The following is a 26,776-nucleotide window of genomic DNA, read 5'->3' on the forward strand; positions in this document are numbered from 1 at the left end:
GGAACAACCAAAAATTTCTAATCTACGACTGTCGTGGCCGCTCTTTTGACTAGGCCTACGCCAGCTGCTTTGTCATCGACCTTACGCTTTAGAAGACCGTTCGTCCTGCTCTTGCTCACCGGTGTCCTGGTTTGGCACCACTACAACTACTCTCCCGTCCACGTTTAATACTTGCCCCTCCCCCATCGGAATCAGCCAGGGCTCCTCCCATCGTGTATGGCCGAACACTGTCAGGCCCTCAAAACCAGAGCGTAGGGAAAGCTCAAGATCGTGATCTCCCCGTCGGTCCGGGCGACTCGGGTCGGTTGGCCCTTGGTGGAGCAGAAGGATATCGGGCTTTTTATCCGTCACACTTTCCGTCACCTGTAAGAACGACTCAGCGCTTCTTCGTTGACTGCGATGTGGATCGCCAACGATACCGGACACGCCACCAACGGTGAGCCCATAGACATCCTCAACAACATCGCCATCAAGAAGATCGACTGCATTTGAAAGCCGCTGGGGGTCGGTTAATTCATCATGGTTGCCCAGAACGCCGACCACGCGTAACGCCGCCTTGGTAAATGCTTCAAACACTGCATCCACGGGCCCAGAACCGCCGCGTTTATGGCAGTCCGGGTAGTCATAACGATCGCCACAAACGAAGATGGCGTCCGGCCGCGGAGTCTGGCCAGTTTCCACTAAGGTGTTGAGTTCATCGGCGACGACCTCACCAAGCAATCGATTGGCACCCCCAATTTCGCGGCCCTGCAGATCCGACACGAACACCAACGATCGAATGCCCGGCGGAATGCCGTTTGCAAAGGCTCGGTGGAAGGACAGCCGGCATCGTTGAGGTTGCCGAGCGCCACTGGTTCGGTAAGGCAGTTCGTGAAAGGGTGTGGTCTCGATGCCCGTAATGACGAGCGAGCCTTCGTGACGCGACTGGCTATTCACTCATCACGCTCTCGGTTCGACGGTTGATCTCGATCCTCCATAAAATCCTCGCTGATGCCTTCACTGTCAAAGAACTCATCCCAGACAGGGTCGGTCGGGTGGTCATACTTCTTCACCGACCCACGGAGCTTTTCCAATGGTGTGAGCTCCTGCTCAAGGGGCTGAGCCAGCTCATCCGCATGAACTGTGTGGGCATTCAGACCTTTTAGCAATACGCCCTCTGTGAGCCGCTTGACCATTCTTTATCTCCATCCGGAATCATTTTTCGGTCTCTCGCCAACGATGGGCGCGCCAGAAAACGCTCCTTTAACGATAGGCCGCCCGGCAAAAAAAATCTACAAATGATTTTTTGAAAAAGTCAATAAAATCAACAAGTATGCTCAACGCATACAATTGTATTTGAGATTTTTTTGAGGCATCTTGGGTTAAAGTCGGGTGACGCCTTCACAAATGTCTGATGGCAACGGCCCAAAAATCAGCCACACCGTGCGAGTGCCCGAGAGATGAAACCTGAAACCCTTCTCGTGATCGATCTGGAAGCTACCTGTTGGGGCCACCAGCGCACGCCCGATGGCGAGCCACAGAGCGTCGAGAACATGGAGATCATTGAGCTCGGATGTGCGCTGGCCACCCGGGAAGGGCAGGTGTTGGATAGCCAGTCGTTTCTGGTGCGCCCCACTCGATACCGGGTTCTCAGTGGATTCTGTACGGAGCTCACCAGCATCACGCAGGCGATGGTTGTTGAGGCGCCGGATTTCCCACGGGCAATTCAGTTACTGAACGAATGGCTTGGAAGCCCGTCGGAGGATTTCCTGTGGTGCAGCTGGGGGAATTACGATCGCTTGCATCTGTTGGCACAAAGTCAATTAGACGATGCCAGGCCTTTGCCATTGAACTACCCACACTTGAACCTCAAAAGACTGTGGCGCCGTACCACGGGCCTGAAGAAAAAGACCGGGCTGAGCAGTGCCCTGGCATTCCACGACCTGACCTTTGAGGGCAACCACCATCGCGGGGTAGACGATGCCCGCAATATCGTGAGGCTGTTACCGTTTATGGATTGGTCTTTGGAGTCCGAACTGTTAACTCCACCGGAGATCTCCGAATGAAGCTGGTCTGCATATCAGATACCCACAGTCTGCACTGGCGAATCCCCGAGATCCCAGACGGCGATGTGTTCATTCATGCGGGTGACTGTCTAGGGCAAGGCACGCTGGAGAACATCGAAGATTTTAACGACTGGCTGGGAACGCTGCCGCACCGGCATAAGATCGTGATTGCCGGGAATCACGACTGGGCCTTCCAGGAAACCCCGGAACTGGCACGGCAAGCCCTGACCAACGCCATTTATCTGCAAGACAGCGGAGTCGAGATCGAAGGTGTCCGATTCTGGGGTTCTCCCTGGACACCCACGTTCATGGATTGGGCGTTTATGCTGGAGCGGGGCGAACCGCTAAACCAGAAATGGCGGCTCATTCCGGGCGATACTGATGTGCTGATCACCCATGGGCCACCCAGAGGCATTGGTGACGAAGCCAATATGGGGTTCAAAAGCCAGAACGTTGGTTGTGCTGATCTACTGGCCTGCATTCAGGAACTTGCACTCAAAGTGCACATTTTTGGCCACATCCATGAAGGCTACGGGGAATACCAGCAGGGACAAGCAAAGTTGATCAATGCAAGCACCTGCAACGCACGGTATGAGCCGAGGAATGCGCCGATTGTCTTTGATCTTTGAGGTGGCCAAAGTTGAATAGGGGTAAGTGATATGACAGCCGAAGAACTGATCGCACAGCTAGAAAAGCTACCGCCGGAAACACCGGTGCTGGTTGAGGGCTACGAGACCGGCTTTGATGACATTGTCGAGCTCACCCCCGAACAGATTGTCCGTTACCGGCATGCTCAGGAGTGGGATGGCGAATATCAGACGCTGGACCGGTTCTCCAATACAGAGACCGAAAGGCTGAAAGCTGTGGTGATCCATGGTCGCCGAGGCCACCGGAGGTGACGTCATGACAGAGAAAAAGACCTATCACCTGGATGATCTCATAGCTCAGTGTGATCCTAACGCGCCCATGCCAGAGGTAGTTCGGGAGTGGGACCAAGCCTTCTCGGTTGGCCTGGAACAAACCGTGATGGGTGACCAAGTGGATATCCGGAATGCAGTGCTGGTGTTTCGCGACAAACTGACCGATCAGTTCGACGCCGTTCAACTGATCCTGTTTGGCAGCCGAGCCCGAGGCGATTATCACGACGAAAGCGACGCGGACGTAGCGGTTATTCTGGTTGGACAGCCCGGTGATTTCGTAGATACCAAGCTGGCGATGGCTGCCCTGGCGTTTGAGGTGCTCACTGAAACCGGCGTTCTGATTCAGGCCCTGCCGGTTTGGGAGAGTGAGTGGTGTAATCCAGACAACTACTCCAATCCTGAACTGCTTCATGCCGTCGCACGGGATGGCATTATTCTCTGGCAGAGATGACACCTGCCGACAATTCCTGGCTTCTCTTAAGGCACGTCCACGAAAAATGAGCTCTTGTAAAATGGGACACGAGCGTCCGAGAAGATCGATCGCAGTATTCCCCATTCGGGCCTTAATAGGCACAACGCCGCTTAAGTTTGTATGGGACCCAACCACTCCTCAGGAGCTGTAGGTGTTTCGCAAATAACGACCTAGCAATTCCACCATCTGCTCGCCACTGATCACGTTGGCTCTGCGCAGAGCAACAATCAGATCCTCAACATCGTCAGTGACAACTTCGTCGCCTGTGAGGCGAGTGGCAACCGTGGCAATGTCGTCATCAGGTAGTCGCTGATAAGTCACGCCATTCTGCCGGGCTAAATGCCGGATGTAGTTTTCGATGTTGCCAGTCTTCTCTGCGGGATCATCCATCGGAGGGAGGCCTTCAATCCTGATCTTCGCCCAAATTTAGCAGTTTTATCCATAGCAGATTGGGAATGACACCGTTCAACATTGCTGCATTCGATGTTCGACATCCCATAAAAATGTGCGGAAAAACCCCAAAGTTTCCAAAACGACACAAGAACGCCTGCGTATGGCCGTCCACTCCTCAGTGGGCTCACTGCGTGTGTTAAAAGTCTATACACAGACGAAAATTCAAAGTGTTCCCAAGTTTACCAATGTTGAGGATCATGCATGCAGGAACTTCATTCGTTAGGAAGCATCATAACGTCCATCCGACTAAAAAACAGCGCCTTTAGTCCACTTTCAGATCATGTTTACAGTATTAATCGGAAGCGCACCAAAAATCCTGCGCTCGATAATTTCCTCGGAGGGGTGCGTGCGTTATTTGAGGATTATGCCGAAACGTTCATGTTGGAGAACGAACTGACATTTACATCCCAAGACTGCTTAATAGAAGCTTGGGATCCGGCAGACCCATTTTTTATCCTTCTCCTCGTAAACTCGGCATCAGGGCACGTCGGCGATTATACGATAGAGCAGCTGCGTCAGGTACTGTTAGAGTTTACCTCGTCAATTCTGGAGTTCGGAGCGGATATTTTCTCACCGCCCTCGAGCAATCTTACCGCCCAGCAACGCAAGTTTGTGGGGGCGGCAGCCACAGAGTACCGTCGACAACATAAAAATCAGACAATCACCGCACCGTTTGAGTGTTCGTTTCCCAATTCAGGTCTCCAATCACTTCCCATTCAGGGCAAAATCAAACCGGCCCTATCGGAGGTCATAGACTCGAGTGACGAGGTTTTTCTGGCACTATCCGATGGGATCAAAGCGGACGATTTATCCATCTTTCTTCGGAAGCTCAACGATATGGGGCAACCTCAGACGGACCGCACAGACACATACACCGCTGAACAGGAAAACCAGCTGCGCATCGCTGCTGAAGCTTTTCTCGCGCCCATCAAGGCTATTGAGGTAACCGTGTGCAAGAGACAAGACCTCAGAGGCGTTGTCAGACGCTACGTGAAGGATATCCGGCCAGTTACCGAGGGGGAGGTTCAGACAAAAATCGCTAGCAGTCAGTTGGCGCTGTAGAGCGCCACTGACTGTCGCCCTGGGCGGTACTGATGGTGCCGGGGTCTATTTGGATCAGTACACCGACAGCGAGAAATGCCAGAGCGAGCTCAAACGAATTGCGCACAATTCCAGTCTTAGATCGCGAGAGTATCAGGCCGCCATAGTCGGTCACGCGAGCATTCGTGCGTCGATCATTCATATACACTGGAAAGCCATCCAGGTTGAATCTGATTGAGGAGTCCGGATGCACATCGAAACCAGCAGCCCGCATTTCGGTCATGATCTCCGCGTGTCCATTTTTTGCAACAACCTTAAATTGACTACTCGGTACTTGAAACAAATCCGTAACGTGTTTTGCCAATGCGAAATGTGAAGCCTGGTACATGAGCAGCTGGCGATTTGGGCTCACCATGTAGCGAAGTTCATCCAGGTAATCGGCCGAGACACCGCTCCAACCAAGGACCTTTTCTTCACTTAAAGACTCAGCGTGATGGATCAATCTACTCCAGGCTTGATCCGAAAGGGTCTCCAGCAGAGCATTAGGACAATCCTCACCCTTCAGTTTTACGTTTTTGTCAGTGGGTGAACTAAACCTCATGCGATCATTTGCGAGGTTGATGACCGACTTCAACTGCGCCTGAACGTTAGGATGAATCTTCATGAGCTCTGCGGCCCGCTCGTAGCGTTGCCCCAACCCCACAAGCCGAAGCGTTCTCAAGAGGGCACCTAAAGTAGGGGCCGGGTAATCCAGCGCAGTAACCATCTCCGGAGATGCTGTTGGCGGTCTCGTTGGCAGTTCGGAGATTTGAACAGCTCCGGATAGTTTGTGGGTCCGCTGGTGGACAACCGGAGTCAACTGATCGATCCAATCCGTCACCAGGTGACAGTAATTTTTGAGCCCTGTACTCGGAAAGCGATGCCCCATCAAGCGGCCTGCTGCCATTGCACTGCGACGTGAGACGCCAACCGCCTCACCCAGTATCAAACGTTTTAGGGCGGGATGATCGAGCGCGTCCGTCAGCTTATACGACAGAGGGCTATCGAGGCCGAACAGCGCTGGAACGATCCGGTTGTAAAAACTGTGGCGACTGTGATGAAGAACCAGTGTGGGATTGCCCGTTACACTGCGAAGAATACGAATCAACGCTTCGGATATCCGCGGCGCAAGACTGGTGAGCACCGGAACCCCTTTGTCTGAGGTTTCACAGAGAATGGGCCGGTTGGTTTCTGGCCAGGCAATCGTTTGATAGCGGGCCAGAACACTATCAATGAGATCCTGCTCGATCTCAGACAGCGAGAAGAGCAAAGGCACAGCGCGGCGGCTTGGTTTGCTTTTCAGTTTTCGGTATTGATTATTTTGAACCAAAACCCAGCGGAATCGGTCGTCTTCGCACCAATCTCTGCGCAATAGATTGATTGCCTCCTTGGCTCGCAAGCCAAATCGGTAGGTCAGGAGAAGAACAAATCCCAGCATCCTCTTATCATCGACCTTCAGATTACAGTCTTCCTGAATGACCTGTTGCGCAGCCTGGTACTCAGTTTCAGTGATCAGCCCAGGGCTCACCGACCGATAATCACTGGCGATATCCAGCTCACCCCACTCAGGAGAGGCCACGCCGTACCGTGAGGCCCAATTAAAAAAATCCTTGAGTCTTTTCCCGAACGCTCCGGTGTACCGGGATGTTAGAGATTTGTACTCCAGCATTTCAGCGCACAGTTCCGTGATCTCATCGCTGTCGAGGCCCACCAAATCAACGTCATACAGCAAGCCCCGAACGGCCGGGGACAGCAAGCTCCAATAAGTCGTCAACGTGTTCTTTGCGAAAGGATCAAATCTCTTTCGCCATTTAGCCTTTCCACGCCGAGCATGATCGGCAATCCATAGACCACTGAGAATCATGCTCGGGCTGATCAAGCCGCGGTAGTTCTCGCAAATCGTTTGAATACTTTTATCGCACTCAAGGGCTTTGGACTGTCTCGGCTCATAATCATTCAACGCAGCCGTAACGAGTTGAGTGAAGGTTTTGGCATTTTCCTGGAGTCGAGTCTTATCGGTTTCCTGATCTCGTAGGCGCGTTGGAAGTCTTGACGGAAGTTCGGCAGCCTGAGCCTCGTCACTTGGCAAATCAATAACGCGGTCATGAAGGATGCGGGCGAAATCCCATAGAGAAACACTGGTGGGTGGCGCGCGGTCACTCAACGCTGCCGCAACGATGCCAGGCATATCAGCTAGGTTGGATTGATTGATGACATTGCACAGCCAGTCAATCAGTTCCAACATTGATGGATCAGGATGACCTGAATGGTTGTCATGATAGATCGCCAACAGGCCCTTGAATTCGGTTATCTCCTTGGGCGCCGGCAGAGTGGCTCCGTTCTTCTTACCCCGCCCGTGGGCCAGCAAGCTGGCGACCTTAAAACTGATCTCAAGCCTCTGAACCGGCGTGACGAAATCATCGGACGTAAGTGTTTCGCTGTACTCAAAGAAATACTGACGCTTGTGTTGAATCAGACGAAAATTCTCTCCCTTGATCACATCGAGCAATAACTGCTGGTATCCGAGCCGCTTTTCCACCGACAACAGCACGGCGCCCAGGCAAAGGGCACGGGTTTTCGACAGCTTCGCCTTGTAAGAGGATCTGTTTGTTAACTCAGCCCAGTGTTGCAAGCGGTCACACACCGTCAGAGACGCTGCAATGTCTGGACTCATCAATGATCGCTCATCGCTGACCTTGATGATCCGTTTTTTCAGTATTTTCTGCCTTGCTGCGCCAGAGGCCAGCGCGCCATCCCGTACTTTCTGGTCGCCACCTTCGGGCTCAGTTATAGAATCGGTCTCTTGCTCGGGTTGTGTCATGAGCTTGGTAAAGACCCGAAAACGAACACTGGCCTGCGGGTGCGGCAGGTGGTTTTCTCTCAGCAGCATCCGATTACTCAGCCGGACCAGTTCGTCATCACGGATTTCGTTGAGTGATCGCCCATTCAGGATCAGCTCAATATCTGCACGGGCTTGTTGAATCGCGGCTTTGAGTTTTTTCTTTCGCTCACGGGCTCTGGCTCTCTGCCCAAACACTTCGGGCTCTCTATAGCTTCCTGGTGGGGTTTCGGCTAGAAACAGCAGGGGAGGCTGCTGGACTGATGCTGGAAGCGCAAATGGCAGTGAACGGACCACCTGTTCAATCACTTCGCGATAGTTCTTAGCGTCTTCTGCCCAACATCGGGCGGAAAAATCACCATAACTTGCCGCCCCGCGTTCCGCATGCCCCATCCACCCTTCGATGACTTCCGGGTCAACCCCTTCTTTCAATAGCCGCTGGGCATACCTATGGCGAAACAAGTTATTGGGCAGCCCCCAGTTGAACAGCGAACAACCCAGATCAGCTGCATCAGCCATGGAGTGCCAGCGAAGATGATCATCAAGAAGAAAGAACAACGGTATGCTTGGCATGGCCGGACGTCTTTGGGCCGTTTCAGCAATTTGTTCCGCAAACTCTGGGCGGTGGGTACCGATAGCCTGACTCAAGTGGTTCAGATGATTAAGATAGAGCGTCAGCAACTCCATCGCAGCCTGCGGTAATGGCACCAAACGACCGTTATGAAGCCCGTCATCATTCTTGTCGTTGATGTAGACGCACTGGCGCGAAAACGAGAAGTGATTAATCGATTCAAACGGATCCCTCAACGGGCGGGCGCCGCTTGCAGCGTAAAGTGCCGTTACAACGTACTGGGCCATCGTATTGTGATAAAAAACAAGCCCTCGTCCTCTTGCTTGCTCGAGCTTTTCCGTGGCTTGCTGAATTTCCTCGGACAGAACCGACTCAAGGGGGGCCAGAAGACTTCCCATCACATGAATGGAATCTTGCTCGTTGGGCCCTTGCGTTACTTCTAGCTGTAAGCCTTTTTCGATCGCTTTAACGTCCCAAGTAGCGTAGCTACAAGCTCCCGGAAGTGCGCTTCTCGGATGTGACGCCAACAACCTCGAAAAGCTGAAGTCGCCGCTTCGACCGAATAACTGCTGACCTTTGCATTGCGCCAACTTTGCGCTGGTGACCCGAGGAAAGTGCTTCTCAGCCTGGCCATTGAACCAGGTTTCCAGCTTGATCTCCGACAGCCTACTCCAAACCGCCCCTAGGGTTAGCTCCGTACTAGACTCGTTGGCATCAACCACCCACTCCAGGGACTGCTTAATCCTTTCTGGAACGATGATGGTTAGATCGTCACGGAATGGCTCGACGAGATTCCGACTAACCTCATCAGGACGCCACGCACTGTGGCGTCTCGGCGATCGCCGCTTCAGAAACATGAAGTCTGGGCTCAGACTCCATTCATCGGTCATCTCGGTTCCAATTGGTATTCGCTCAACCAGCTGAAGTGACCGAGATAACTGCATGGCTGCCCAAACCAGAACACCGCCAAACCGGTCTCTCCTGTCCATCGTTTGCAATGTGCGCTCAACCCAGGACTCGACCAACTGAACCTCAGGAGGCAAAAGGCTATCCCAGGTCCACGGCAGATAATGGGCCAGCTCCATCGTCTGCATGAACACACTTCCGGAGCTGAGAGTTTGCTGGGCCGCACTATCCGTTGGATCAACTTCGGTGACGTACGAAAAGGTTTCGCCCTCATCGTCATCAGAAACCGAGGGGATAACACTGTACGTCGAGTCTCCAGACTCGAACGGCAACTCATCAATCGGGGAGGGCTTGGGTCTTAAATGAAGGGGAATCGCAGTGGTTTTTGCTGAAGTTCGCGATTCGATTTGGTGATACGAGCCGCTCGCGATGGAGAGTATCGCATTGAGAAATTCGTTATGGCTTTTCGGGCGAGATTTTACTTCCCTCATCACACCTGCCGCATTCTCCATTGCAGAGGTGAAGTTCTCAAAGGAATTTGGAGCGGAGCCGATCAGCTTCTTTGTTCTACCCAGTAACTCGTCAATCAATGCCCAACGACTGTCGAGCGAGTCGGCTTGTAAGAACCTGGCCGCACTGCTAACGGAGGTATCTGCAACACAATCAAAATCAATGAGCCGAATCGCTGCTTGACCAATGAGCCAGATACGCAAGCGCCGTCGATTACAAAAGACTTCTTCATCCGTGTTAGCGGCCAGCGGGTTAACAATCAAGCTCAACAAAAAAGTTCGGCTTGCGAGATCTTTGAACTGTCGCTTGTTCCTCTTAGCACCCCCGCCGTGCCCAATGCTGGGGTAGAGTTTGGGTAACCTTGAATCAGAGGCAAACCCGTCAGCGAATTTCTTCAGCTCGTGGACAACTGGGTTGAATGACCAGTCTGAGAGGATGGACTCGGATTCAGGATGCCGTAACTCCTGCACCAGGTTTTCAAAGCCAACCGTGAACTCGTCTAAGCCTAGGATGTGGAAACTCAGCTCGACCGGAAACTCCAGTCCTTGATCTACCGCCCAATGACACAGGTCACCAAAGCGCTCTCCGAGCCTTAAGGTCATATTGTCCGCAACAGCCACCGAAGATCTGTGCCAATCCTGCGCCACTTCTTTTGTCATTGATTGCTCTTAATGCCATGGCGAAATTATGAGCAATCATCACTTATCATGTGATTTAATGCAATCTTAGGTATTTTAGCGACTATTTATAAGTCGCTATCGCTGTCCTTCTCATAACCTCCAGCCCCCGCTACCATATAAGAGAAAGGCAGATCAGTAGGTTACTGGTCTGCCTTTTTTGCTTTCTGATTCTGAAATTTTCTCCGTGCCCTCACCGTGCCCTTTGCGTGCCAATTTCCGATTTGGATAATCTGGCCCCGCTTCACTTTTGACCGTCGGTCTTCTGGGGGCACGGGGTATTTGCTCCTGTCCCCACACCCAGAAATCAGCGTTACTGTTCTCTTTCAAGTCCTTCAGGCTCGTCCGAGACTTCCTTGATGTGCGTGATTAACTGCTCAACAGAACAGTTGAAATAAGTGCAAAGCTTATCAATGTTGTCAGTCACTGTGCTGTGGCCAGGATGATTGATGATCTTCGACAGTGTCATCCTGTTGATGCCAGTTTCCTTGGCAATTTCACCGATAGTGATTCGACGCTTCTCGGCAAATTCCTTATCTGCAATCAATTCCTTTAAATGGAAGCGGATCATCTCTCTACTCTTGTGATAAAAAAAAGTATCAAACGCTACTTGCAATTATCGCCATTGAGCGTATATTGATGATCAGTTGATAACAAAAGTTATCAACTGATCATTGATTGGCGAGTGGAGATGTTCTCATGAACAACACATACCTGACAACCGAAGAGCTCTCTGAGCGTATCAAGTACGACCCCCGGACTATCCGTCAGTGCCTGAAGGACAGTGTCCTGCTCGAGGGCAAGCATTATATTCGTCCATTTGGCGGCCGAAAGATTCTCTATATCTGGGAGATCATCGAGGAGGACATGCTCAGCATGGCTCAGAATAATCTGGCCATCCCGATGGCGAGCGGAGGTGTTTGTCATGGCTAAGGTGCGAGCACGAGTCGATACAAAGAAGCTCTTTATCGATTTCCGGTACCAAGGAATACGCTGCAGGGAGCAGACTCTATTGAGTGACACCGCCCGCAACCGTAAACAGCTGGAGACATTGATCCAGCGAATGGAAGCCAAAATGTTGGTTGGGGATTTTGACTACGCCGAGTTCTTTCCGGGAAGCAAAAACCTCAAAAAGCTTGAGGACGCTGGGGTCCTTCCCAAAAATGGTGAGGATGTTCTTGGTCCGTCAGAGTCTACTACTCCTTTGTTCACAGACTTCGCTGACCAGTGGTTTCTCGAATCGAAAATCCAGTGGCGGAACTCCCACACTCGTAATGTGGAATCCATTCTGGCCAGCTCTCTGAAGCCAGCTTTTAAAGATAAACGTGTAGGCAAGATTTCCAAACCAGACATTCTGGCTGCGCGTAACAAGATGGCGCGTCGGAAGGGAAGGGGGGCGAATGGTTTGATGTCACCCAAAACCATCAACAGCCACATGACCATTCTGCGGATGATTCTGACGGAGGCGGCGGAGCGGTTTGACTTCACTAATCCCTACCTGAACATCAAGCCGCTGAAACAGCAGAAGGTACACATCGAGCCCTTCTCCCTGAACGAGGTAGAAACGATCCTCGAAACAGTCAGGGAAGATTACCGCAACTACTACCTGGTGCGTTTCTACACAGGCATGCGCACAGGGGAAGTTGACGGCCTCAAGTGGGAGCGTGTGGATTTCGAAAAACGGGAAATCCTGGTGCGAGAAACTCTCATTCATGGCCAGACCGAGTACACCAAAACTGATGGCTCTCAGCGGGAAATACCCATGTTTGGCCCGGTGTACGATGCGCTCAAGGCCCAGTACGAGGCCACCGGCAAGCTCAGCAAGTTCGTATTTTGTAACCGGCTGGGAGAGCCTCTGGATCATAACAATGTGACCAAGCGTGTCTGGTACCCGCTGCTGGAGCATCTCAAATTAAAGAAACGTCGTCCCTACCAGACGCGGCACACGGCGGCGACGTTGCTCCTCGCCTCCGGGGAGAATCCGGAATGGGTTGCCAGAACTCTCGGCCATTCCTCCACCGAAATGCTGTTCAAAGTTTATTCCCGCTATATCCCGAACCTGACTCGCATGGATGGCAGCGCCTTTGAGCGCCTGATCAAGAGCCGGGTCCTTGAAAACGATAAGGAGGCAGGTGATGAAATTGAATGATCTGTGCCCGTTGACCCAGGAAACGCTCAAAGGCACCTACCGACTGACAGGGCGTGTCGCCTGTTTTGATGATGAAGGTATCCCGTATCTGAAGCTCCGACTAAGCAGCTGCGCCAGCGATATCGTAGTTCTCGCGGTGATTGGCTCTATCTTGATTCCAGAGAATCTGGGCCACATGGATCTGGTCGTGGTCAAAGGTCAGGTGTGTGTGGGTGCCGAGGAAAGTGAGATTCTGCTGACCGATATACGCCGCCCGTTGCAGGCAGACGTTGCCGGCTTGCCGGCACTGCAGACGTTACCTCGGACGTTCTGTCCGAAGCCGGAGGCGCTGGACCAGCTGGTGGCTGCGGTACGCTCTTTGCGGTCAGCCCCATTACAGGTGTTCATTAAGCGAGTATTGGAGCGCCGTGACAGATTGGAGATTTTCCTGAAAGCTCCGGCGAGCAGCAATTACCATCATAACGAACCCGGCGGGCTGCTGGCTCATTCGCTGGAGGTTGCGAAGAACGTGCTGGTCATGACGGAGGCCAATGAACCAGAGATGCCTCGGGAGCTTCAGGAGCTCGGATTCGTTGCGGGCTTGTTGCACGACATTGGCAAAACCTACACTTATGATGCGTTGGGTAAGCCGACAGCAACCGCAAAGTTGTGCGACCACGCCGACATGACCCTGGAGGCTTGCGCCTACGGTCTGGCTTACCTCGACAAGGTAGACCCTGATAGGGCGCTTGCACTCCGGCACATATGGACCTGTGCCTCTCCCGGTGCTCGCTACGGTGTCAGCCCTGCGATGACGCTTGCCCGCTATGTTCGGGACGCCGATGCCCAGAGTGCCATGGCTGACAATCAGCGGAAGGCCTACCGAAAGCGTCAGCCAATCGGTTTTGGGCGGCTCGGAAACAACATGTATTGGCGGCCATCGATAGAAGCTCATGGATGAAGCGGATGAGAACGGCAGTGAGGGGGGGGAGCACGTTGCGGCCACACCCCTTTTCTTTGTCCCGCGGTGCGTGAGGACAGCACTTAGGCTATGGAGCAGGCATTTACTCTCCAACGGTGCTAAGGTCAGGAAAAATATAGCGTCCCGAGCGAAGGGTATGTTGAAAATCTACTACCTCCACGGCTTTGCCAGCCGCTTCGATATCACCAGCGACAAACTCAAAACGCTCGCCAGGCTTGGCCCTGTCTATGGTCACGACATCGACTATGCCCAAAGCTCGGAAGACGTTATCGAAGAGAGCCTCGACAAGCTGATGCAAGTGAACCCGGACCTTCTGGTTGGGACGTCATTGGGAGGATGGCTCGTGGGTATTCTGGGAGCCGAATCTGGTATTCCGTTTGTCGCCATCAATCCGGTGACGGATCCTGCTCATAGTCTCAAGCCTTGGATAGGGCAGGGTGTCGATCATCAGGGCCAGGCCTATCAACTGACAGACGAAGTGGTTTCTAGCTACTACCATTTCACCCAATATGGCAGCGGGTTAGTGCTGCTGGATCAAGGGGATGAATTGCTTCCGTGGAAAGACACCGTCAGGGCGCTTGGGGATTATTTTCCGGTTCATAGCTTTGAGGGCGGCAGTCACCGGTTTGAGCACATGGAAGACGCATTGAAGCTGATTCGGCAGCATGTCGAAAATTAAAATTTTGGAAGCGTCGGATTAAAAGCACGGTAACTGCTTCTCACTCGGTATCGATGCAGCCGAATGCGTCAGGGCGCCGCCGCGCATTATATTCCCATTACCGTAACCCAGCCGCTGGCGTTGTCAAAGAGCGCGGGTGCGTGTTGCCTTGGCTCAATAAGTGGCTTCATACCATTGATCAGCGGTCGGCCCAGTCACCGATGGCCCTATGAACGATACCTGCCGGCAGAAACTCCTGCTCCAGCCGGCCCCGATCTGACTGTTTAAGCCGTTGGTAAAGCTCAGCCTCGCTTTTGGTCAATCCTGCCGGAACGATTGAAGTGGCTGGCTGTGGTTCTTCAACACTACGTGCGCCTGCAAACGTGTCGAAGGTAACCCCGTCCATAAGTAGTGGTGTGAGAAGCGGAAGGTGTTTCCGGGCTCTGGCCAGCATGGTCAGTCCCCAGGTGTCGATGTCGCCCCAATAGGCGGTCGCCCGGTCTTTTAGCCATGTTGCGTTGAGCCAGGATAGGTTCAGCCCCGAGCCGAGTACCGCGACCGTATCGGAGAGCCTGGGTAACTGGTGAAGGCAGCGTTCGTTTTCAACCAGAATTAGCCGTTCGCCAGGTAAAGGCGTGCTTTGAAGCTCGCGGGCCCGGACCCGCATTTGTGAGAAGGGCAGCAGAGTACCGTCCAAGTCTGTGACCAGTAACCAGTGGTGGCCTTCGTCTTCAGCGCCCAGAAAGGCTTCCAGCCCGGTTTCGCTGGCCTGACCGTCGAACAGGATGTCCAGCATCAGCGTAACGAGCTGGCGGTTGCGCTCAAAAAACTTGCTGTCAGTGCCGGCAATAGACAGTGCCCTGAGGGGCTTTTCGTCGGCGCAGCCAGGCTGGAGTTGAAGGGCAACCTCGCCACTGCGAACAACGTCGCTTTCTGGCTTATCCATAACTAGGCTGCGCCGGCGTATGATCAGTGCGTGAAAGCGTGGGTCCATGGCGGAGGCGAGGCGACTCAGAGCGTCGTACTCCCGCTTGACTTCAATGCTCCGCGTGGCCTGCACCCATTGACTGGGAGATTCCAGTGTCCAGTGGGTGGGGATGTCGATGGCTTCGCTGGTGCTCTGGAAGCGGACCGGCTGCCACTGGACCTGCCCGATCGTCACTTCCCGCCATTGCCGCAGATGTTCCCGCACTTGCCCGATTTTATCCCGGACCGCTGCCCCGGTGGGCTTGCCGATGGGCAGGGTGAGCGGCCAGCTCTCCGGCCGCAAAAGACGCTGTTCCCGCAGGTCCGCATTCTGCCATTGCCGGGCCAGGCGGCTTGCCAGTTCAGCCGGGGACTTCATGGGCTTTCCGGGTCATTTTCTCCGCGTGGGCTTCCAGTTCTTCCCAGCTCAAGGAGGTGAGGGTAGCCCGCAGGTCTTTGCGGTGGACCAGAATGGCCGAGCGGGTGTGGGCCCGTAGCAGTCGCATCTCCTTGTTGGGCGTGACGAATAGTGGATGCAGGCCAAATTCATTCAGTGCCGAAATGATTCGCCCGGCCACGGCGTGGGAACTCTTGGAGAAAGCTTCGTCCAGCACGATGGTGCCGAACAGAGGCTGGGTAGCACCGTCGGGGCATAGCGCATAGCTTAGCGAAGCGGTGAGGATGTAACTGGCGATGATTTCCTTCTCGCCACCGCTGCCACCCTGGGAGCCGGTACGGGTTTCGATTACCGTGCCGGATTCCCGGTCCAACACCGACACTTCGAACTGCAGCCGGTAGCGTGGATCCAGCAGGGCCCGGGCGCCCACGGTGCGCTTGTTGTCTGCCGCGTCCCGCAGCAGGGCCACCATGGCCTGCAGCGCCTTAAAATGGCTTTCGCCCTGGTCGTCTTTCAGGGCATCTGCCCGTAGCTGCCGCTGTGCGCGCTCCAGCCGACGCAGGGATTCATGGGTAACCCGGCGGGGTTCCAGGCGCAGGTAGCGGCCAGGTTGGAAGTCTACCCGCCGCAGGGTGGCGTTCAGGTCGGCGATCCGCTCTTCAATGATGGCCACCTGGTTCTGGATATGGGCCAGCAGCTGGGTGACCCCCTGATCCGATGACTGGTTCAGGTAGCTGAGGAAGCGTTCCAGCTTCTGGGGCAGGGCTTCTTCTTCCAGTACCCGCAGGCGTTCCAGGTATTCCGGGATGTCCTGAATGTTGCTGCCGGTTTCAATCAGCGCCCCGGTATCAATGGTGAGCGCCTTTTCCATCAGTTGGGTCAGGCTGAGTTCGTAACCCTGGATCTGCTTGCCCAGTTTGCCGATGGTTTTGTCCAGTTGCTCGCGCTGGCCCCGTTCCAGGGCTTCCAGGCGTTCATACTGATCGGGTTTCGGGGTTCGGAAGTGCTTGGCGGCCAGGCTTTGCTGGTCGTCCGTGAGGCCTTCGCCAATCCGGTCCAGCAGTTCCGTGCAGCGGGCCGTGGCCTGGTTGCGCTTTTCCTCAAGCAGGGCCTGGTTGGTTTCCTGCTTTGACAGTTGTTTCCGGCTTTCTTCCAGTTGCTGGCTGACAGTTTCGAATTCCCGCCGGGCTTTCTCCACATCCGAGTCGGGTGCGGTCAGTGCCTCCAGCCGGCTTTGCAGGGCATCCAGTTCACGCTGTGCGCAGGGCAGGTCGATGGCGTTGAATTCGGTATCGCCAAGTAGTTCGTAGAGTTTTATCTGATCCTGTGTGTCTCTGAGATTTTTGCGGGCGGCTTTGAGTTGCTGCTCCAGAGCGCCCGCTTCTTTACGGGTTTCGCTCAGCTCGTTGTTGAGCGCAGCGAGTCGGTCACGGTTATTGAATCCCGTCATCCAGCCCTTGTCGAGCCGCTGGTTGTCCCGCTTTTCAAAATGGCCTTTCTTGCCGGACATCAGCCCCTGCCGGGTCATGCCATGGGGTGTCTGGCGCAGGGTTTCGGGGGAGTCCACGCAGTGGCGGTCGATGCCAGCCAGCAACTGTTTGAGGGCTTCCCGGTGGGCGTGGTCCTTGAAGTTCAGCTTGCGGGTGAACCCGTCATCCATGAACTGTGCCGGAGACTGGGGTGTCTGGGCCTCCAGCAGTCGCACGTGAAGCCGGTTGTCTCGGTTGTTGATCCTGTCCAAGGCTGATTGCATGGCTGCCGGCGGTACCAGCAGGCGCAGCCGGTGCCCGCCGATGGCCCGTTCGACGGCGCCACGCCAGTCACGTTCTTCAGCTTTGACTTCCACCAGCTCTGCCACGAAGGGCAGGCTGTCTTCGTCCAGGTTCAGGGCCTCTGCCAGTTCGCTGCGGAATTCCTGGTAACGTCCGTCGATGTTGGAGCCGGGACGAGCCTTAATGCGGTCGATTTCTTCGCTGAGTTCGGTCAGGGTTTCGTTGAGCTTGCCGTGACGAAGGCGCAGATCGAGCAGGGATTCGTCTTGCGCCTCCGCAAGTTCGGACAGTTCACGCAGCTTTTCCTCGCTCAGCTGCCGGTTCCGGGCCAGTGCTTCGGGGCTCAGTGTACTGTCCAGATCAAGCTTGCCGGTCAGGGTCTGATAATCCCTGGCGTGGCGATCGCGCTCTTCTGTCCATCGTTTCTGTTGGGAGATCTGATCCTTTAGCTGCTCTATGCTCGCTCCACCGGCCTGCAGGTAAATGTCTTTCAGGGTGTCGGCTTTGCTGTTAAGTTGCGCAACCGTGATGCCCAATGATTCGAAAGTTTCTTTGCCCTCATCAAGCTGTCGTTCCAGGTCCTGTTTGCGTCCGTTCCATAACTCGTAACCGGTTTGCGCAAACCAGATTGGCAGGATGTCTTTCAGCAATAACTGCTGATCCAGTTCGTTCGTGGCGCTCTGATGCTTTTCGTAGGTTTCAGCAATGGGCAGCAGAGACTGGTGTTGCTTGCGGGCCGTTTCCAGTTCGCTGTGGATCGCTGCCAAGTCGTCGAACTCGCTGGCCACCTCGGCGGCCCGGTCAAAGGCAGAGTGATCGTCCAGCACCAGCTCGCGGAAGATTTCGTCGATGCTGTTTAGTTGCTTGAGGCCGGCGGCACGGTTGAGCAGGGTGAAGGCATTTTCCCCCACTTCGAAAAAGCGCCGTACCTGGGCTAGATAGGCTTTTTTGCTGTCGTTGGCCTGTAAGCCGGGGTTATCCTTGGCATGTTGTTTGAGCTCCCGGGCGGCACCCTCGTGGTGAATGGCCAGCCAGGTGTCCAGACTCTGGTCGTCCTGTTCTGAAAACAGCCACAGGCGTTTCAGGTCGCTGGCGGCGGAGCTGCTTCCATCGATCCAGAACAGGGCGCCGATACGAATGGCCTTGTCGCCGTTGGCGAAACGGGCGCTAATGGCGGTTACGGTTTTTCCGGGGCGTGCGATATGGCTGTTGTCGCCGCTGTTGTTACCGGCACCGGATACACCCCGGATATAGGAAATCAGGTCACGGTCGCTTTCATGGCCGCCGGTGGACGCCAGGTTGTACCGGGGCTGGTGCGTCAGCAGGGTCATCAACGCGTCCACCAGGGTGGTCTTGCCACTGCCAGTGGGGCCGATAATAGCGGTGCCTTTCGGGTCAATCTCGGCGCAATGCCGTCCACCGAAGGGGCCCCAGTTGTAGAGGTCCAGGTGGGTCAGGATATAGGCCGTGGGCGGCAGCATCTCAGCGGCAAAGAGGTCGGTCTGGGGCTGGCTCATACATCCTCTCCGTCAGCGTCTTGCGGGGTGGGTTGGCCGGCCAGTTGCCGGAAATGATGTAGCAGGTTCTGCAGATTTTCCGGGTTCGCCAGGTGGGTGATGATCGGGCGAATGACCACTTGGTCGTTGGCGTCGGTGTCCGAGACGATGCCGTGGTTCTTCAGGTTGTCCAGCAGGCTGCGCAGGCGCTTCTGGTCGCGGGTGTCGCTGCCGGTGTCGCCCAGGTAAAGCTGCAGTTGCGGCAGTAGCTCATCCAGTTCCACTGTGGCTTCTCCGGCGCCAAGTCCGGCTTCCTGTTCGTGGGCGATAAAGTGCTGGCGCAGTATGGCCACTAACAGGGATTGCTCCATGGTCAAGCGCTGGCGGCGCACCAGCGGATGGGACCACTCGTCGTCGTTTTCTTCGCCTTCGCTGAACAGCTGTTCGGAAACGACAAGGAAAGCCAGCCCACGCACGTCGTCCACTTTCAGGCGCAGGTCGAAGGGTTCCAGGATCTCATTGATTGCCGCAGTCTGGGTGATGGCAATTTGGTAGAGGTTGGGTTTGCGGTCGGCTTCCAGCAATCCGAACTTGAGCAGCTCCTGGGCGGTTGCTTTGACATTGCCAGGTGTGTAGTGGCCAGCCTCGGCAGCCGCCTGTTCATCGACATGATCCAGGGCCTGGGGGCTCTGTTGCGGCTCGTCCAGGGCTTGTTGGTTTTCTGCCTGGCTTGTCAGGCGGTCAAAATAGTCAGACATAGGGTTTACAGCTCCCAGTCGATGGATTCTGCGGCTTGCCGGGTCAGCGTCAGTTGCGGCACGTGAAAGCGCAGTTTGTACCCGTTGCTGTCAGTGATATCCACAGCTTCTCGGTCGTCGGTGATTTCCACCTCTGCCTCACGGGCCATGGCCAGCCACAGGGCGATAGTTTCCAGGTCGTGGGTCGGCGGCAGGTGAGTGGCCAGGTCGCCGATGCTCATGGGGCGGTCGGTGACTTTCAGCAGTTCCACGGTTTCCTGGTACAGGGCTTCCCGGTCGAGGCCATCAAAGGCACGCCAGAACTCTTCGTCGACCTCTTCGAGGTTGACGCCCTGGTCGGTGAGTTCCAGGCCTTGTGCCTGCTCTTCCTTGGCGGACTTGAATCGCAGGCGCTCAACCAGTGGCAGACTGGAAACCGCCACAGCGATGGGAGGCAGGGGCGTGTCGCCCTTGCGGACCTTATGGCTGGACCAGTCGATGTTAAGGGCGGTGTTCAGTATGCCATTGAGCAGCTCGCCCACCCTGTGGTTCTCTGCGGCGAGCCCGGTTTTGAGGAAGCCTTTGACGTCTTTTTCGCTGCGGGCCCGGGCGCGGATAACGGCAGCAGATTCCTGGATCAGACGGATTACCAGCCATCGCAACTCGTCCTGTTGTTGCCGGGACAGGGCGTGGCGGGTTGCCGGATTCTTCAGGATGGTCCGCAGCCGGTGTTTCATGTTGTCCAGCTCGGTGGACCGGCTGAGCTGCTCGTTGAAGTTGTGGAAAACCTTGCCCTCGGCGGTTTCCAGCAGCGTGTCGTGGCCGTCCAGCAGGCGGTCGACGATTTCACCTCGGTGATGCTGTTCGCTGACAATGGACTGGCGCAACTGCCGATCCGCCTCCCGGTAGGAGTCTTCCACCCGGCGGAAGTCAGCCCGCAGGCTGGTGGCGAGGTTGTAGACTTCGCGGATGCCTTCTGCCGCTTCTGCGCCTTGCAGCACCTTGAATCGCCCAGCCTCCACCTCAGCCAGTTCGTGCTCCAGGTCTTTGATCTTGCGTCGTATATGGTCGGCACGGCTTTGTGCATTCGGGTTAAGGCGGGTTTCCAGGTTTTCAATCTCCCGCTGCACGGTGGCTAGGCGCGACGCGGTGGACGTCATGATTTTCTCGTCCAGGCCCTCCACGAACACCAGGGCTTTTTGCAGGGCATCGGTCGCCACCAGCCGCCCGTCCCGCTCGACGATGAGCCCCTTGCGAATCCAGGAACGTAGTTCTTTCCTGGCATCGGCGGCCGGATCGTCGGTTGACAGATCCAGGTCATCGCTGTTGGCGTGCTCGCGCAGGATATCGGTCAGCATTTGCTGGGCATCCTCGAACAGGATTTCTTCCCGGTTTTGTTCCACTAGTGCCTGCAGGCAACTGAGTACCAGAGGCCCGCGGGTCGCCGAGAGAAGCTTCCAGGCAGGGTTCTGGTGTCGGGCTACTAAATAGGAGCGGGTTCTCAGGTGGGTTTGTTCGTCCATGGGCAATGTGCTTTTATCCGGATAACGGGTGCGTGCAAGCGGGGCCTGCTAATGGCATTTATATGTCGGCCATAATAATATCGGTCTGATTGGCGTAGTCACAACTAAATAACCATCAGACCACTACAGAGGCGGTTGCAACAAAGGTTCCGTTTCAACATCTCGCCAATTTATGCGGTTCCCGCCAGATTCTTTAGCTTCGTAGAAGACCGCTTTATCTGACCGTTTTAGCGCGCCATTAAGCGTGTCTTGCTGGTGTTCCAGCGCAACACCAAAACTTGCGGCCAGTCTTCCGAAAACCGGGAACAAATGGGCTTCGACGCGCATGCGTATTGCCTCGGCTAGCTGCCAAGCTTGTTCTAATTCGCTATGGGGCAGCAGAATGACAAACTCCTCTCCGCCCAGCGTGACATCATATCAATTTGACGTAGCTCCGCGCGTACGCATTTATAGACCTCAACGAGCACAGTGTCGCCAGCTTCGTGTCCAAAAGTGTCATTGACCATTTTGAAGCGATCCAGATCCATCGTTATGACAGGGCAGGGTGCACCATCAGGCTGTCCAACTGATGGGGTCCACCTCACCTGTTCGTTACCGCCGGCCATGGCGAGCGAATCCCGAATCATCCTGCACAGCCAGGACAATTCCACTGCGGAGGTGTGCTCGTCCACCAGATTCAGCAATCCGGGCCACAACGGGTGTCGAACCCGATTCAGCAAACGAAGGTGGTTTACATGCAAGTGAGGGTGGTGCCGCATCAAGCCTAAGTATTCGGGGTTCTGAAGTGCAGCGCGAATATCTTCCAGTTCCCAGGGTAATAGAGGCGATAAGGCCAGGCGACGGACCAATCGAACCAGGGATCGACTACCCGGAAGCCCAACCGCTTTGAGGATGTCGGAGCGCTTACCGGCTAAGAAAGCGTTAAACGCTTCGAGCGACCACGACTGTTTTCGTGCATGGTCGACCGCCAGGATAAAGAGCAGGGGAGCATCGTTGGCTAGTTCACGGGCTGCCTCGGAGGTCGCACAAGCCTGCGCCAGCTCAAAGTCCATAGCCGGCATTAAAGCGGCAACCGCAGAGACAGACTCCGGCAGCGCATCGCAAAGACGCCGACCCGCATCATCTTCCAGCGTAAACAGGGGTAACCCGGGCGGCTCCAGGAACTGGCCCGAGGCAATCTGGCCCTCATCGTTATAACTGACCCAGCGCAGGGGATGTCTGGAATCCCAGGTATTCACCTCAACCCGGATTGGGTAATGAAGTATCTGACTCAGGTCATACACGGCGGTGGTGCAGGTCATACGTTCAAGCTCTTCAAGAATCCCAGATCAGGATAACCCAGCCAAACGACAGATTGGGTCGCCTGCGCTGGTAAACTTTGGCTACACTGCCTCAGACAGATAGGCTAAGGATTCAGCTATGTGCGGACGTTACAACGTAATCGACTCCCCCGAAGTCCAAACGCTGATGGAACAACTGGGACTGCCCGGTGTAACACCCAGACCCCAGCACAACGTGCCGCCGGGCGGAGTGGGGGAGTTCGTTATTGAAGCTGCCGACGACCGGTATCTGCTGCCAGGCATCTGGTCGCTTCTGATCGAACCAAACCAGAATGGTTATGGCTTCCGGCCCAACCCGAAGTTTCACACTTTCAATGCCCGTAGTGATCGCTTAACCAGCGGCCCACTCTGGAAGAAGGTGTATCCCACCAAGCGGTGCATCGTACCGGTCAGCGCCTTTCATGAATGGAAGGACAAGCAGGTCTACAACATTCACCCACAGAATGAAGCCACCGCACTGGCGGGGTTATGGCAAGCCTGGCACTTCGGGGAGGAGCAGGTGAATTCCTTCACCGTCATCACACTGCCGCCGCACCCGAGGTTCAGCCACATCCACCCGAAAAGCATTCCGCTGATGCTTCGGCCGGAGGAGTTTGATTTGTGGCTGGATCCTGAGTTTCACGCGACGGATGCGTTTCAAGGGCTGATGAGAACGCATATCTCCGCCCCGCTGGTGTGTGAGCCGGTGCGGAGTACCAAACTGTTGGAGCCTACGGGAGATGCAGAACTCATTCCCGCCGATGCATAAGTGGTTTGATCCGCAATTGTTGGCTACAGTAACGCGACATAACCAGTCGCATGAAAGTACCAGCACGACAAGGATCCCGCTATGTCCAACACCGCCGTTCGTTACCTCACCATGCTCCGGATGGTGCCTAGGCACCCAAAATCCATCACCACCACCGAATTGGCGGGCAGGCTCGAAGAGCAGGGTTTCTCGGTGACCATGCGTTCTATCCAGCGGGATCTGGAAAAGCTGAGTGCCGATTTCCCTCTACTGGTCGATGAGGAGTCACGGCCTTACCGTTGGTCGTTCGATCGGAACGCCACTATGGATATCATCCCAGCGTTGGACCTGCCGGCCGCCCTGACCTTTGAGCTGGCGAAGGCATACCTCTCACCGATGCTGCCGCCAAGGGCGCTGTCCCACTTGAAGCCTCACTTCGATGAAGCTCATCGCACACTGTTGCGCGAAAAGAATCCCCTCGGCCAGTGGCCTGACCGGGTACGGGTGATCAATCGCGGTCTGGGCGGAGAGCGACCGGCGATTGATGCGGACGTGCTGGAAACCGTTACCGAAGCCTTGCTGAGGGAATACAAATGCCGGCTGGTTTACCAGGCCCGCAGCTGGAAAGTTCCGGAAGAGATCGTTGTGCATCCATTCGGACTGATCTTCCGGGATCCGAACGTCTACCTGATCGGCACAATTGAGGGCAGGGAAGGGATTCGGCAGTTGGTGCTGCACCGGGCGACGTCCGGAGAATTAGTGGAAGAGCAACCAGACCGGCCAGAGGACTTCGACCTCGATCTCTACATACGCTCCGGCGCCATGGGCATTCTGCATTCCGATTCGCCGGTCTACCTCAAGCTCCGCTGCGACAAGCCTACCTTGAATCATTTGATCGAATCACCGCTGGGTTTCGACCAGATAAACAGCGAGATTGATGACTCTACCTTCGAGATCGCGGTCACCGTGGGCGATACCCAGGATCTGCGCTGGTGGCTGACCGCACAGGCGGTGCACTGCGATATTCTGGAACCGGCCTGGCTGCGGGAGGATATTTCATCAACACTGGCGGCAGGCCTGAAACGCACCAAGGACAGATCCTAGTCGAATTATTTTTCATCCGTATCGCGACTACATATGTCGCAATAAAAGTGTAATATTCGGTCTCCATCAGTCGACAGCAAGATGTTGGCGGTGGGGTATTTGTTAGACCGATAAAGGATGTCGAAATGAATCTAAGAAAAACAGCATTACTAGTGGCACTGGCAACTGGAATCCACGCACCCGTGAACGCGATGGAAAAGCTCGCCCAGGCTATGTGGGGCTTACTCTGGGACAGGCAACCGTCGAAGATTTTTGTGATGGATCAGAATCGTCATGTGATGACAGTGCGGTGAGTTTCCGAGTTCATGGTGGAACGGAACTGAACAATTTCGCGAATCTCGAGTTCGGTTATCGCTACATTGATGACCTGGAAGCCTCTGGTTTTATCAGTGGATTAGGCGTGGCCGTCGCCGTAAATGGTCATTTTGTAGATACCACACTTCAGCTTGGGATGCCGGAGACCGGCCCGTTCAAGTTCTTCGCCAAAGCTGGTCTCATGTTATGGCGCTTAAACTATGAGGCCGCTGCCAGTAATGGATTCCAGACTGTCTCAGTTAGCGACGATGACACAGGCGTTGCATTAAGAACTGGATTAGGCATGAGCTACCAGATTTCGGACCGTGTTCGTTTAAGAGCAGACTGGGACTTGCTGTTGAATGTTGGCGATGAAGACGAAACCGGAGAAACGGATATCAATGTGTTCTCTGTTGGTCCGGAGTTCCGATTCTGAGTGGTCGTTAGTTAGCTGCCCCAAGGCTCAATAGCCCGAAAAATCCCGGTTTTGGTCATATCGCGGCGCAGTTCAAACGCGGCCAAGGCCTCAACCGGGTCGACCTGACCCAGGTTGCCGAACTGTATCGCGCCCCAGGCTTCGCGCTTAACCTTCACGCTGTACAGGTACTTGTCTTCTACACGGCCGGTGGCCGCGTTGGTAACCTGCGTGAAGCCCGAAAGCACCACTGTTTCTACTGAAGGCGCGCAGGCAAACCCTTCGCCAATCAGGCGAAACCCCATGCCATGCACATGGGCCATGTAGAGCTTTCTAAGAGCGGTATCGGAAAGCTCTTTGACGGACACTCCTATGCCCCGTTGATACAGACGCAATTCCGTCTTCGGGAAATCCTCGATCTCGGGCAGATCCACATCCAGCATCAGAACTTTACCATCGGCGCTCAGCTCGAAGGACAAACAGGTTTCCTGTGGCCAGTCGATATCCATCAAATGGTCATCCAGCACCAATTCCATCGCCGGCACGCTCGCCTGTTGAGCTCGTTGATACAACGCAGCCCGCTGGCCCTCCTTTCGCCGATGATTCTCTCGCTCTGATTGCCATTGCAGCTGCTGCCGTTGGTGCTCGGATACCCGCCGTTCATTGCTGTTCAAAATAGCGTTGCGTCGGGCCGGACAGAGCCACGCTTTCCAGTCCAGTTTTCTGGGTTCCGGGAGCACCGGTTCTGGTTGGTCGAAGGGCTCTGGTACCAATTGGGGAAACTGGTTCGGCGCCGGAGTGCCCAGATGGATAGAACCGATCTGTTCCATCATCCGGTTATGGGCATCCACCTGTTCCGCCAGGTTTTCCTTCAATGCCTCGTTGGCATAGGCTTTGGCCACTGCCATGGCTTCGTTGCCAAGGTCAGCACCATTGGCATCAAGAATGGTGATCTCGCCGGTCACGGTGTTCAGTTGCACTTGCGCGATTCGTTCTGCAACAGGAGGTAGGGCGGTGTCCTGGCCAGACGTTTTGGAAGCCTTGGCAGATCGCCGTCCAGACTTTCCCTCTTTCAGGAGTTTTTCACGGTACGACAAACCCGACCCCGGGATTCCGACGTTGCCGTAAAGCCCCTGTCGTCCCAACGTGACATTGGCGCCGCGCACCCCCGCGGACACGCTCACACCACGCTTGCCAAGGTTCAGGCGAACGCCTGGGAAAATCTTAACGGTTCTACGAAAACGATAGTCGGCGTGGCATCCATTTCAGACTCAATAGGTCCCTTGGGCTTTGAAGATATCTTCGATAACGAGGTAAAGCACAGGGTTGGCCCGGAAATCTATACCAGAGACGACTACAAGTGGAATCATGCCTGGGTTTTGAATCAAGTATCTCCCGTCTCGAAGCCTGTGAAGTACAGGCATAAAAGTGGTGCGGTAATCTGGGTGGAGCTTGATTCTGGCGCTAGAGATGAGCTGAATAGCCAGTTATCAGGCAAAACCACTGAATGCAATCTGTCTCAAGTCCCGATTGCTAAAGATGGCAGCTGGTTTGGCAGAGAAAACTGCTGCAGAAAGGGTTACTACACTGTTGGTGAAAAAGGATGTGAGCAGCGTTTTACCGATTATCAGGCAGCGTTGGATTATCTCAGGTCCATGCAGACGGCCAAATGGCGCCGACCCAATGCGAAAGGTAATTGGGGAATTGTTAGTGCTGTAGTCTGGTCTGATCCTCAACCTACCCCATTTTTCCGCGATTCCTGAT

Annotated in this window: 23 protein-coding genes and 2 pseudogenes; 13 read left to right on the forward strand and 12 right to left on the reverse strand. The window is 54.9% G+C overall.

Annotated elements, in window-relative coordinates; translation table 11 throughout:
- Window positions 1-81: 81 nt before the first annotated feature.
- Together ASQ50_RS18440 and ASQ50_RS18445 are read right to left on the reverse strand one after the other, a co-directional pair.
- Window positions 82-936 (reverse strand): metallophosphoesterase family protein, encoded by an 855-nt coding sequence (locus ASQ50_RS18440; protein ID WP_068351594.1) that lies wholly within the window; start codon window positions 934-936, stop codon window positions 82-84.
- Entirely contained in the window at window positions 933-1,175 is a 243-nt protein-coding gene (locus ASQ50_RS18445) for a hypothetical protein (protein ID WP_068351522.1), read from the reverse strand. Before ASQ50_RS18445 ends, ASQ50_RS18440 begins: the two co-directional genes overlap by 4 nt.
- Window positions 1,176-1,439: 264 nt before the next feature.
- On the opposite strand from ASQ50_RS18445, the gene ASQ50_RS18450 reads away from it, so the two are divergent.
- The 4 genes from ASQ50_RS18450 to ASQ50_RS18465 are packed head-to-tail and all read left to right on the forward strand — an operon-like array spanning window position 1,440 to window position 3,416.
- On the forward strand, window positions 1,440-2,045 hold the full coding sequence (locus ASQ50_RS18450; RefSeq protein ID WP_068351525.1) for a 3'-5' exonuclease: 606 nt from the start codon (window positions 1,440-1,442) through the stop codon (window positions 2,043-2,045).
- On the forward strand, window positions 2,042-2,674 hold the full coding sequence (locus ASQ50_RS18455; protein WP_068351597.1) for a metallophosphatase domain-containing protein: 633 nt from the start codon (window positions 2,042-2,044) through the stop codon (window positions 2,672-2,674). Before ASQ50_RS18450 ends, ASQ50_RS18455 begins: the two co-directional genes overlap by 4 nt.
- 30 nt (window positions 2,675-2,704) lie before the next feature.
- Window positions 2,705-2,944 (forward strand): hypothetical protein, encoded by a 240-nt coding sequence (locus ASQ50_RS18460; protein WP_058091375.1) that lies wholly within the window; start codon window positions 2,705-2,707, stop codon window positions 2,942-2,944.
- A 4-nt stretch (window positions 2,945-2,948) separates the two neighbouring features.
- Window positions 2,949-3,416 carry a nucleotidyltransferase domain-containing protein gene (locus tag ASQ50_RS18465; protein WP_082888517.1) on the forward strand — a complete coding sequence of 156 codons (468 nt, stop codon included), beginning with the start codon at window positions 2,949-2,951 and terminating at the stop codon, window positions 3,414-3,416.
- 159 nt (window positions 3,417-3,575) lie between these two features.
- Here the strand turns inward: ASQ50_RS18465 and ASQ50_RS18470 are convergent, their stop codons facing one another.
- A complete protein-coding gene (locus tag ASQ50_RS18470) occupies window positions 3,576-3,827 on the reverse strand; it encodes a hypothetical protein (protein ID WP_058091376.1) in 252 nt (83 codons plus the stop codon).
- A 264-nt stretch (window positions 3,828-4,091) separates the two neighbouring features.
- On the opposite strand from ASQ50_RS18470, the gene ASQ50_RS18475 reads away from it, so the two are divergent.
- A complete protein-coding gene (locus ASQ50_RS18475; RefSeq protein WP_058091377.1) occupies window positions 4,092-4,952 on the forward strand; it encodes a hypothetical protein in 861 nt (286 codons plus the stop codon).
- Here ASQ50_RS18475 and ASQ50_RS18480 read toward each other — a convergent pair.
- Both ASQ50_RS18480 and ASQ50_RS18485 read right to left on the reverse strand, forming a co-directional pair.
- The gene (locus tag ASQ50_RS18480) at window positions 4,930-10,455 is read right to left on the reverse strand and encodes a site-specific integrase (protein ID WP_058091378.1); all 5,526 of its coding nucleotides are present in this window, start codon (window positions 10,453-10,455) and stop codon (window positions 4,930-4,932) included. The two genes, ASQ50_RS18475 and ASQ50_RS18480, sit on opposite strands and share 23 nt — an antisense overlap.
- A 331-nt stretch (window positions 10,456-10,786) precedes the next feature.
- On the reverse strand, window positions 10,787-11,044 hold the full coding sequence (locus ASQ50_RS18485) for a helix-turn-helix domain-containing protein (protein ID WP_058091379.1): 258 nt from the start codon (window positions 11,042-11,044) through the stop codon (window positions 10,787-10,789).
- Window positions 11,045-11,172: 128 nt separating this feature from the next.
- Between ASQ50_RS18485 and ASQ50_RS18490 the strand changes: the two genes are divergently transcribed.
- The 4 genes from ASQ50_RS18490 to ASQ50_RS18505 all read left to right on the forward strand — a co-directional run bounded on the left by ASQ50_RS18490 (window position 11,173) and on the right by ASQ50_RS18505 (window position 14,262).
- Window positions 11,173-11,406: a hypothetical protein gene (locus ASQ50_RS18490; protein WP_008170356.1), complete on the forward strand. Its 234-nt coding sequence runs from the start codon at window positions 11,173-11,175 to the stop codon at window positions 11,404-11,406.
- Window positions 11,399-12,622: a tyrosine-type recombinase/integrase gene (locus ASQ50_RS18495; RefSeq protein WP_058091380.1), complete on the forward strand. Its 1,224-nt coding sequence runs from the start codon at window positions 11,399-11,401 to the stop codon at window positions 12,620-12,622. The genes ASQ50_RS18490 and ASQ50_RS18495 overlap by 8 nt, the downstream gene beginning before the upstream one ends.
- Window positions 12,609-13,562 (forward strand): TraI domain-containing protein, encoded by a 954-nt coding sequence (locus tag ASQ50_RS18500; protein WP_058091381.1) that lies wholly within the window; start codon window positions 12,609-12,611, stop codon window positions 13,560-13,562. The genes ASQ50_RS18495 and ASQ50_RS18500 overlap by 14 nt, the downstream gene beginning before the upstream one ends.
- 157 nt (window positions 13,563-13,719) lie before the next feature.
- The gene (locus ASQ50_RS18505) at window positions 13,720-14,262 is read left to right on the forward strand and encodes a YqiA/YcfP family alpha/beta fold hydrolase (protein ID WP_197492702.1); all 543 of its coding nucleotides are present in this window, start codon (window positions 13,720-13,722) and stop codon (window positions 14,260-14,262) included.
- Between the two features lie 178 nt (window positions 14,263-14,440).
- Here ASQ50_RS18505 and ASQ50_RS18510 read toward each other — a convergent pair whose 3' ends face one another.
- The 5 genes and pseudogenes from ASQ50_RS18510 to ASQ50_RS21685 all read right to left on the reverse strand — a co-directional run bounded on the left by ASQ50_RS18510 (window position 14,441) and on the right by ASQ50_RS21685 (window position 22,433).
- Window positions 14,441-15,586, reverse strand: coding sequence for a Wadjet anti-phage system protein JetD domain-containing protein (locus tag ASQ50_RS18510; RefSeq protein WP_058091383.1), 1,146 nt, complete (start codon window positions 15,584-15,586; stop codon window positions 14,441-14,443).
- Window positions 15,570-18,893: an ATP-binding protein gene (locus tag ASQ50_RS18515; protein WP_058091384.1), complete on the reverse strand. Its 3,324-nt coding sequence runs from the start codon at window positions 18,891-18,893 to the stop codon at window positions 15,570-15,572. Before ASQ50_RS18515 ends, ASQ50_RS18510 begins: the two co-directional genes overlap by 17 nt.
- Window positions 18,890-19,630, reverse strand: coding sequence for a DUF4194 domain-containing protein (locus ASQ50_RS18520; RefSeq protein WP_082888518.1), 741 nt, complete (start codon window positions 19,628-19,630; stop codon window positions 18,890-18,892). The genes ASQ50_RS18515 and ASQ50_RS18520 overlap by 4 nt, the downstream gene beginning before the upstream one ends.
- Window positions 19,631-19,635: 5 nt before the next feature.
- The gene (locus ASQ50_RS18525) at window positions 19,636-21,132 is read right to left on the reverse strand and encodes a DUF3375 domain-containing protein (RefSeq protein ID WP_058091385.1); all 1,497 of its coding nucleotides are present in this window, start codon (window positions 21,130-21,132) and stop codon (window positions 19,636-19,638) included.
- A gap of 123 nt (window positions 21,133-21,255) precedes the next feature.
- Window positions 21,256-22,433: pseudogene (locus tag ASQ50_RS21685) on the reverse strand (GGDEF domain-containing protein).
- A 118-nt stretch (window positions 22,434-22,551) separates the two neighbouring features.
- Between ASQ50_RS21685 and ASQ50_RS18540 the strand changes: the two are divergent.
- The 3 genes from ASQ50_RS18540 (at window position 22,552) to ASQ50_RS18550 (ending at window position 25,033) form a co-directional block, all read left to right on the forward strand.
- Window positions 22,552-23,220, forward strand: coding sequence for an SOS response-associated peptidase (locus ASQ50_RS18540; protein ID WP_058091388.1), 669 nt, complete (start codon window positions 22,552-22,554; stop codon window positions 23,218-23,220).
- An 81-nt stretch (window positions 23,221-23,301) separates the two neighbouring features.
- Window positions 23,302-24,303 (forward strand): helix-turn-helix transcriptional regulator, encoded by a 1,002-nt coding sequence (locus ASQ50_RS18545; protein WP_058091389.1) that lies wholly within the window; start codon window positions 23,302-23,304, stop codon window positions 24,301-24,303.
- Window positions 24,304-24,517: 214 nt separating this feature from the next.
- A complete protein-coding gene (locus tag ASQ50_RS18550) occupies window positions 24,518-25,033 on the forward strand; it encodes an outer membrane beta-barrel protein (RefSeq protein WP_076657269.1) in 516 nt (171 codons plus the stop codon).
- A gap of 11 nt (window positions 25,034-25,044) precedes the next feature.
- Here the strand turns inward: ASQ50_RS18550 and ASQ50_RS18555 are convergent, their stop codons facing one another.
- Both ASQ50_RS18555 and ASQ50_RS21850 read right to left on the reverse strand, forming a co-directional pair.
- On the reverse strand, window positions 25,045-25,992 hold the full coding sequence (locus tag ASQ50_RS18555; protein WP_227513211.1) for a hypothetical protein: 948 nt from the start codon (window positions 25,990-25,992) through the stop codon (window positions 25,045-25,047).
- Between the two features lie 117 nt (window positions 25,993-26,109).
- Window positions 26,110-26,244 (reverse strand): annotated as a pseudogene (locus ASQ50_RS21850) (DUF4236 domain-containing protein); the annotation flags it as partial.
- 21 nt (window positions 26,245-26,265) lie between these two features.
- On the opposite strand from ASQ50_RS21850, the gene ASQ50_RS21120 reads away from it, so the two are divergent.
- On the forward strand, window positions 26,266-26,775 hold the full coding sequence (locus tag ASQ50_RS21120) for a hypothetical protein (RefSeq protein ID WP_156510037.1): 510 nt from the start codon (window positions 26,266-26,268) through the stop codon (window positions 26,773-26,775).
- Window position 26,776: the final 1 nt, after the last annotated feature.

Origin of the sequence: Marinobacter sp. LQ44, from assembly GCF_001447155.2 — a bacterium.
GTDB lineage: Bacteria > Pseudomonadota > Gammaproteobacteria > Pseudomonadales > Oleiphilaceae > Marinobacter.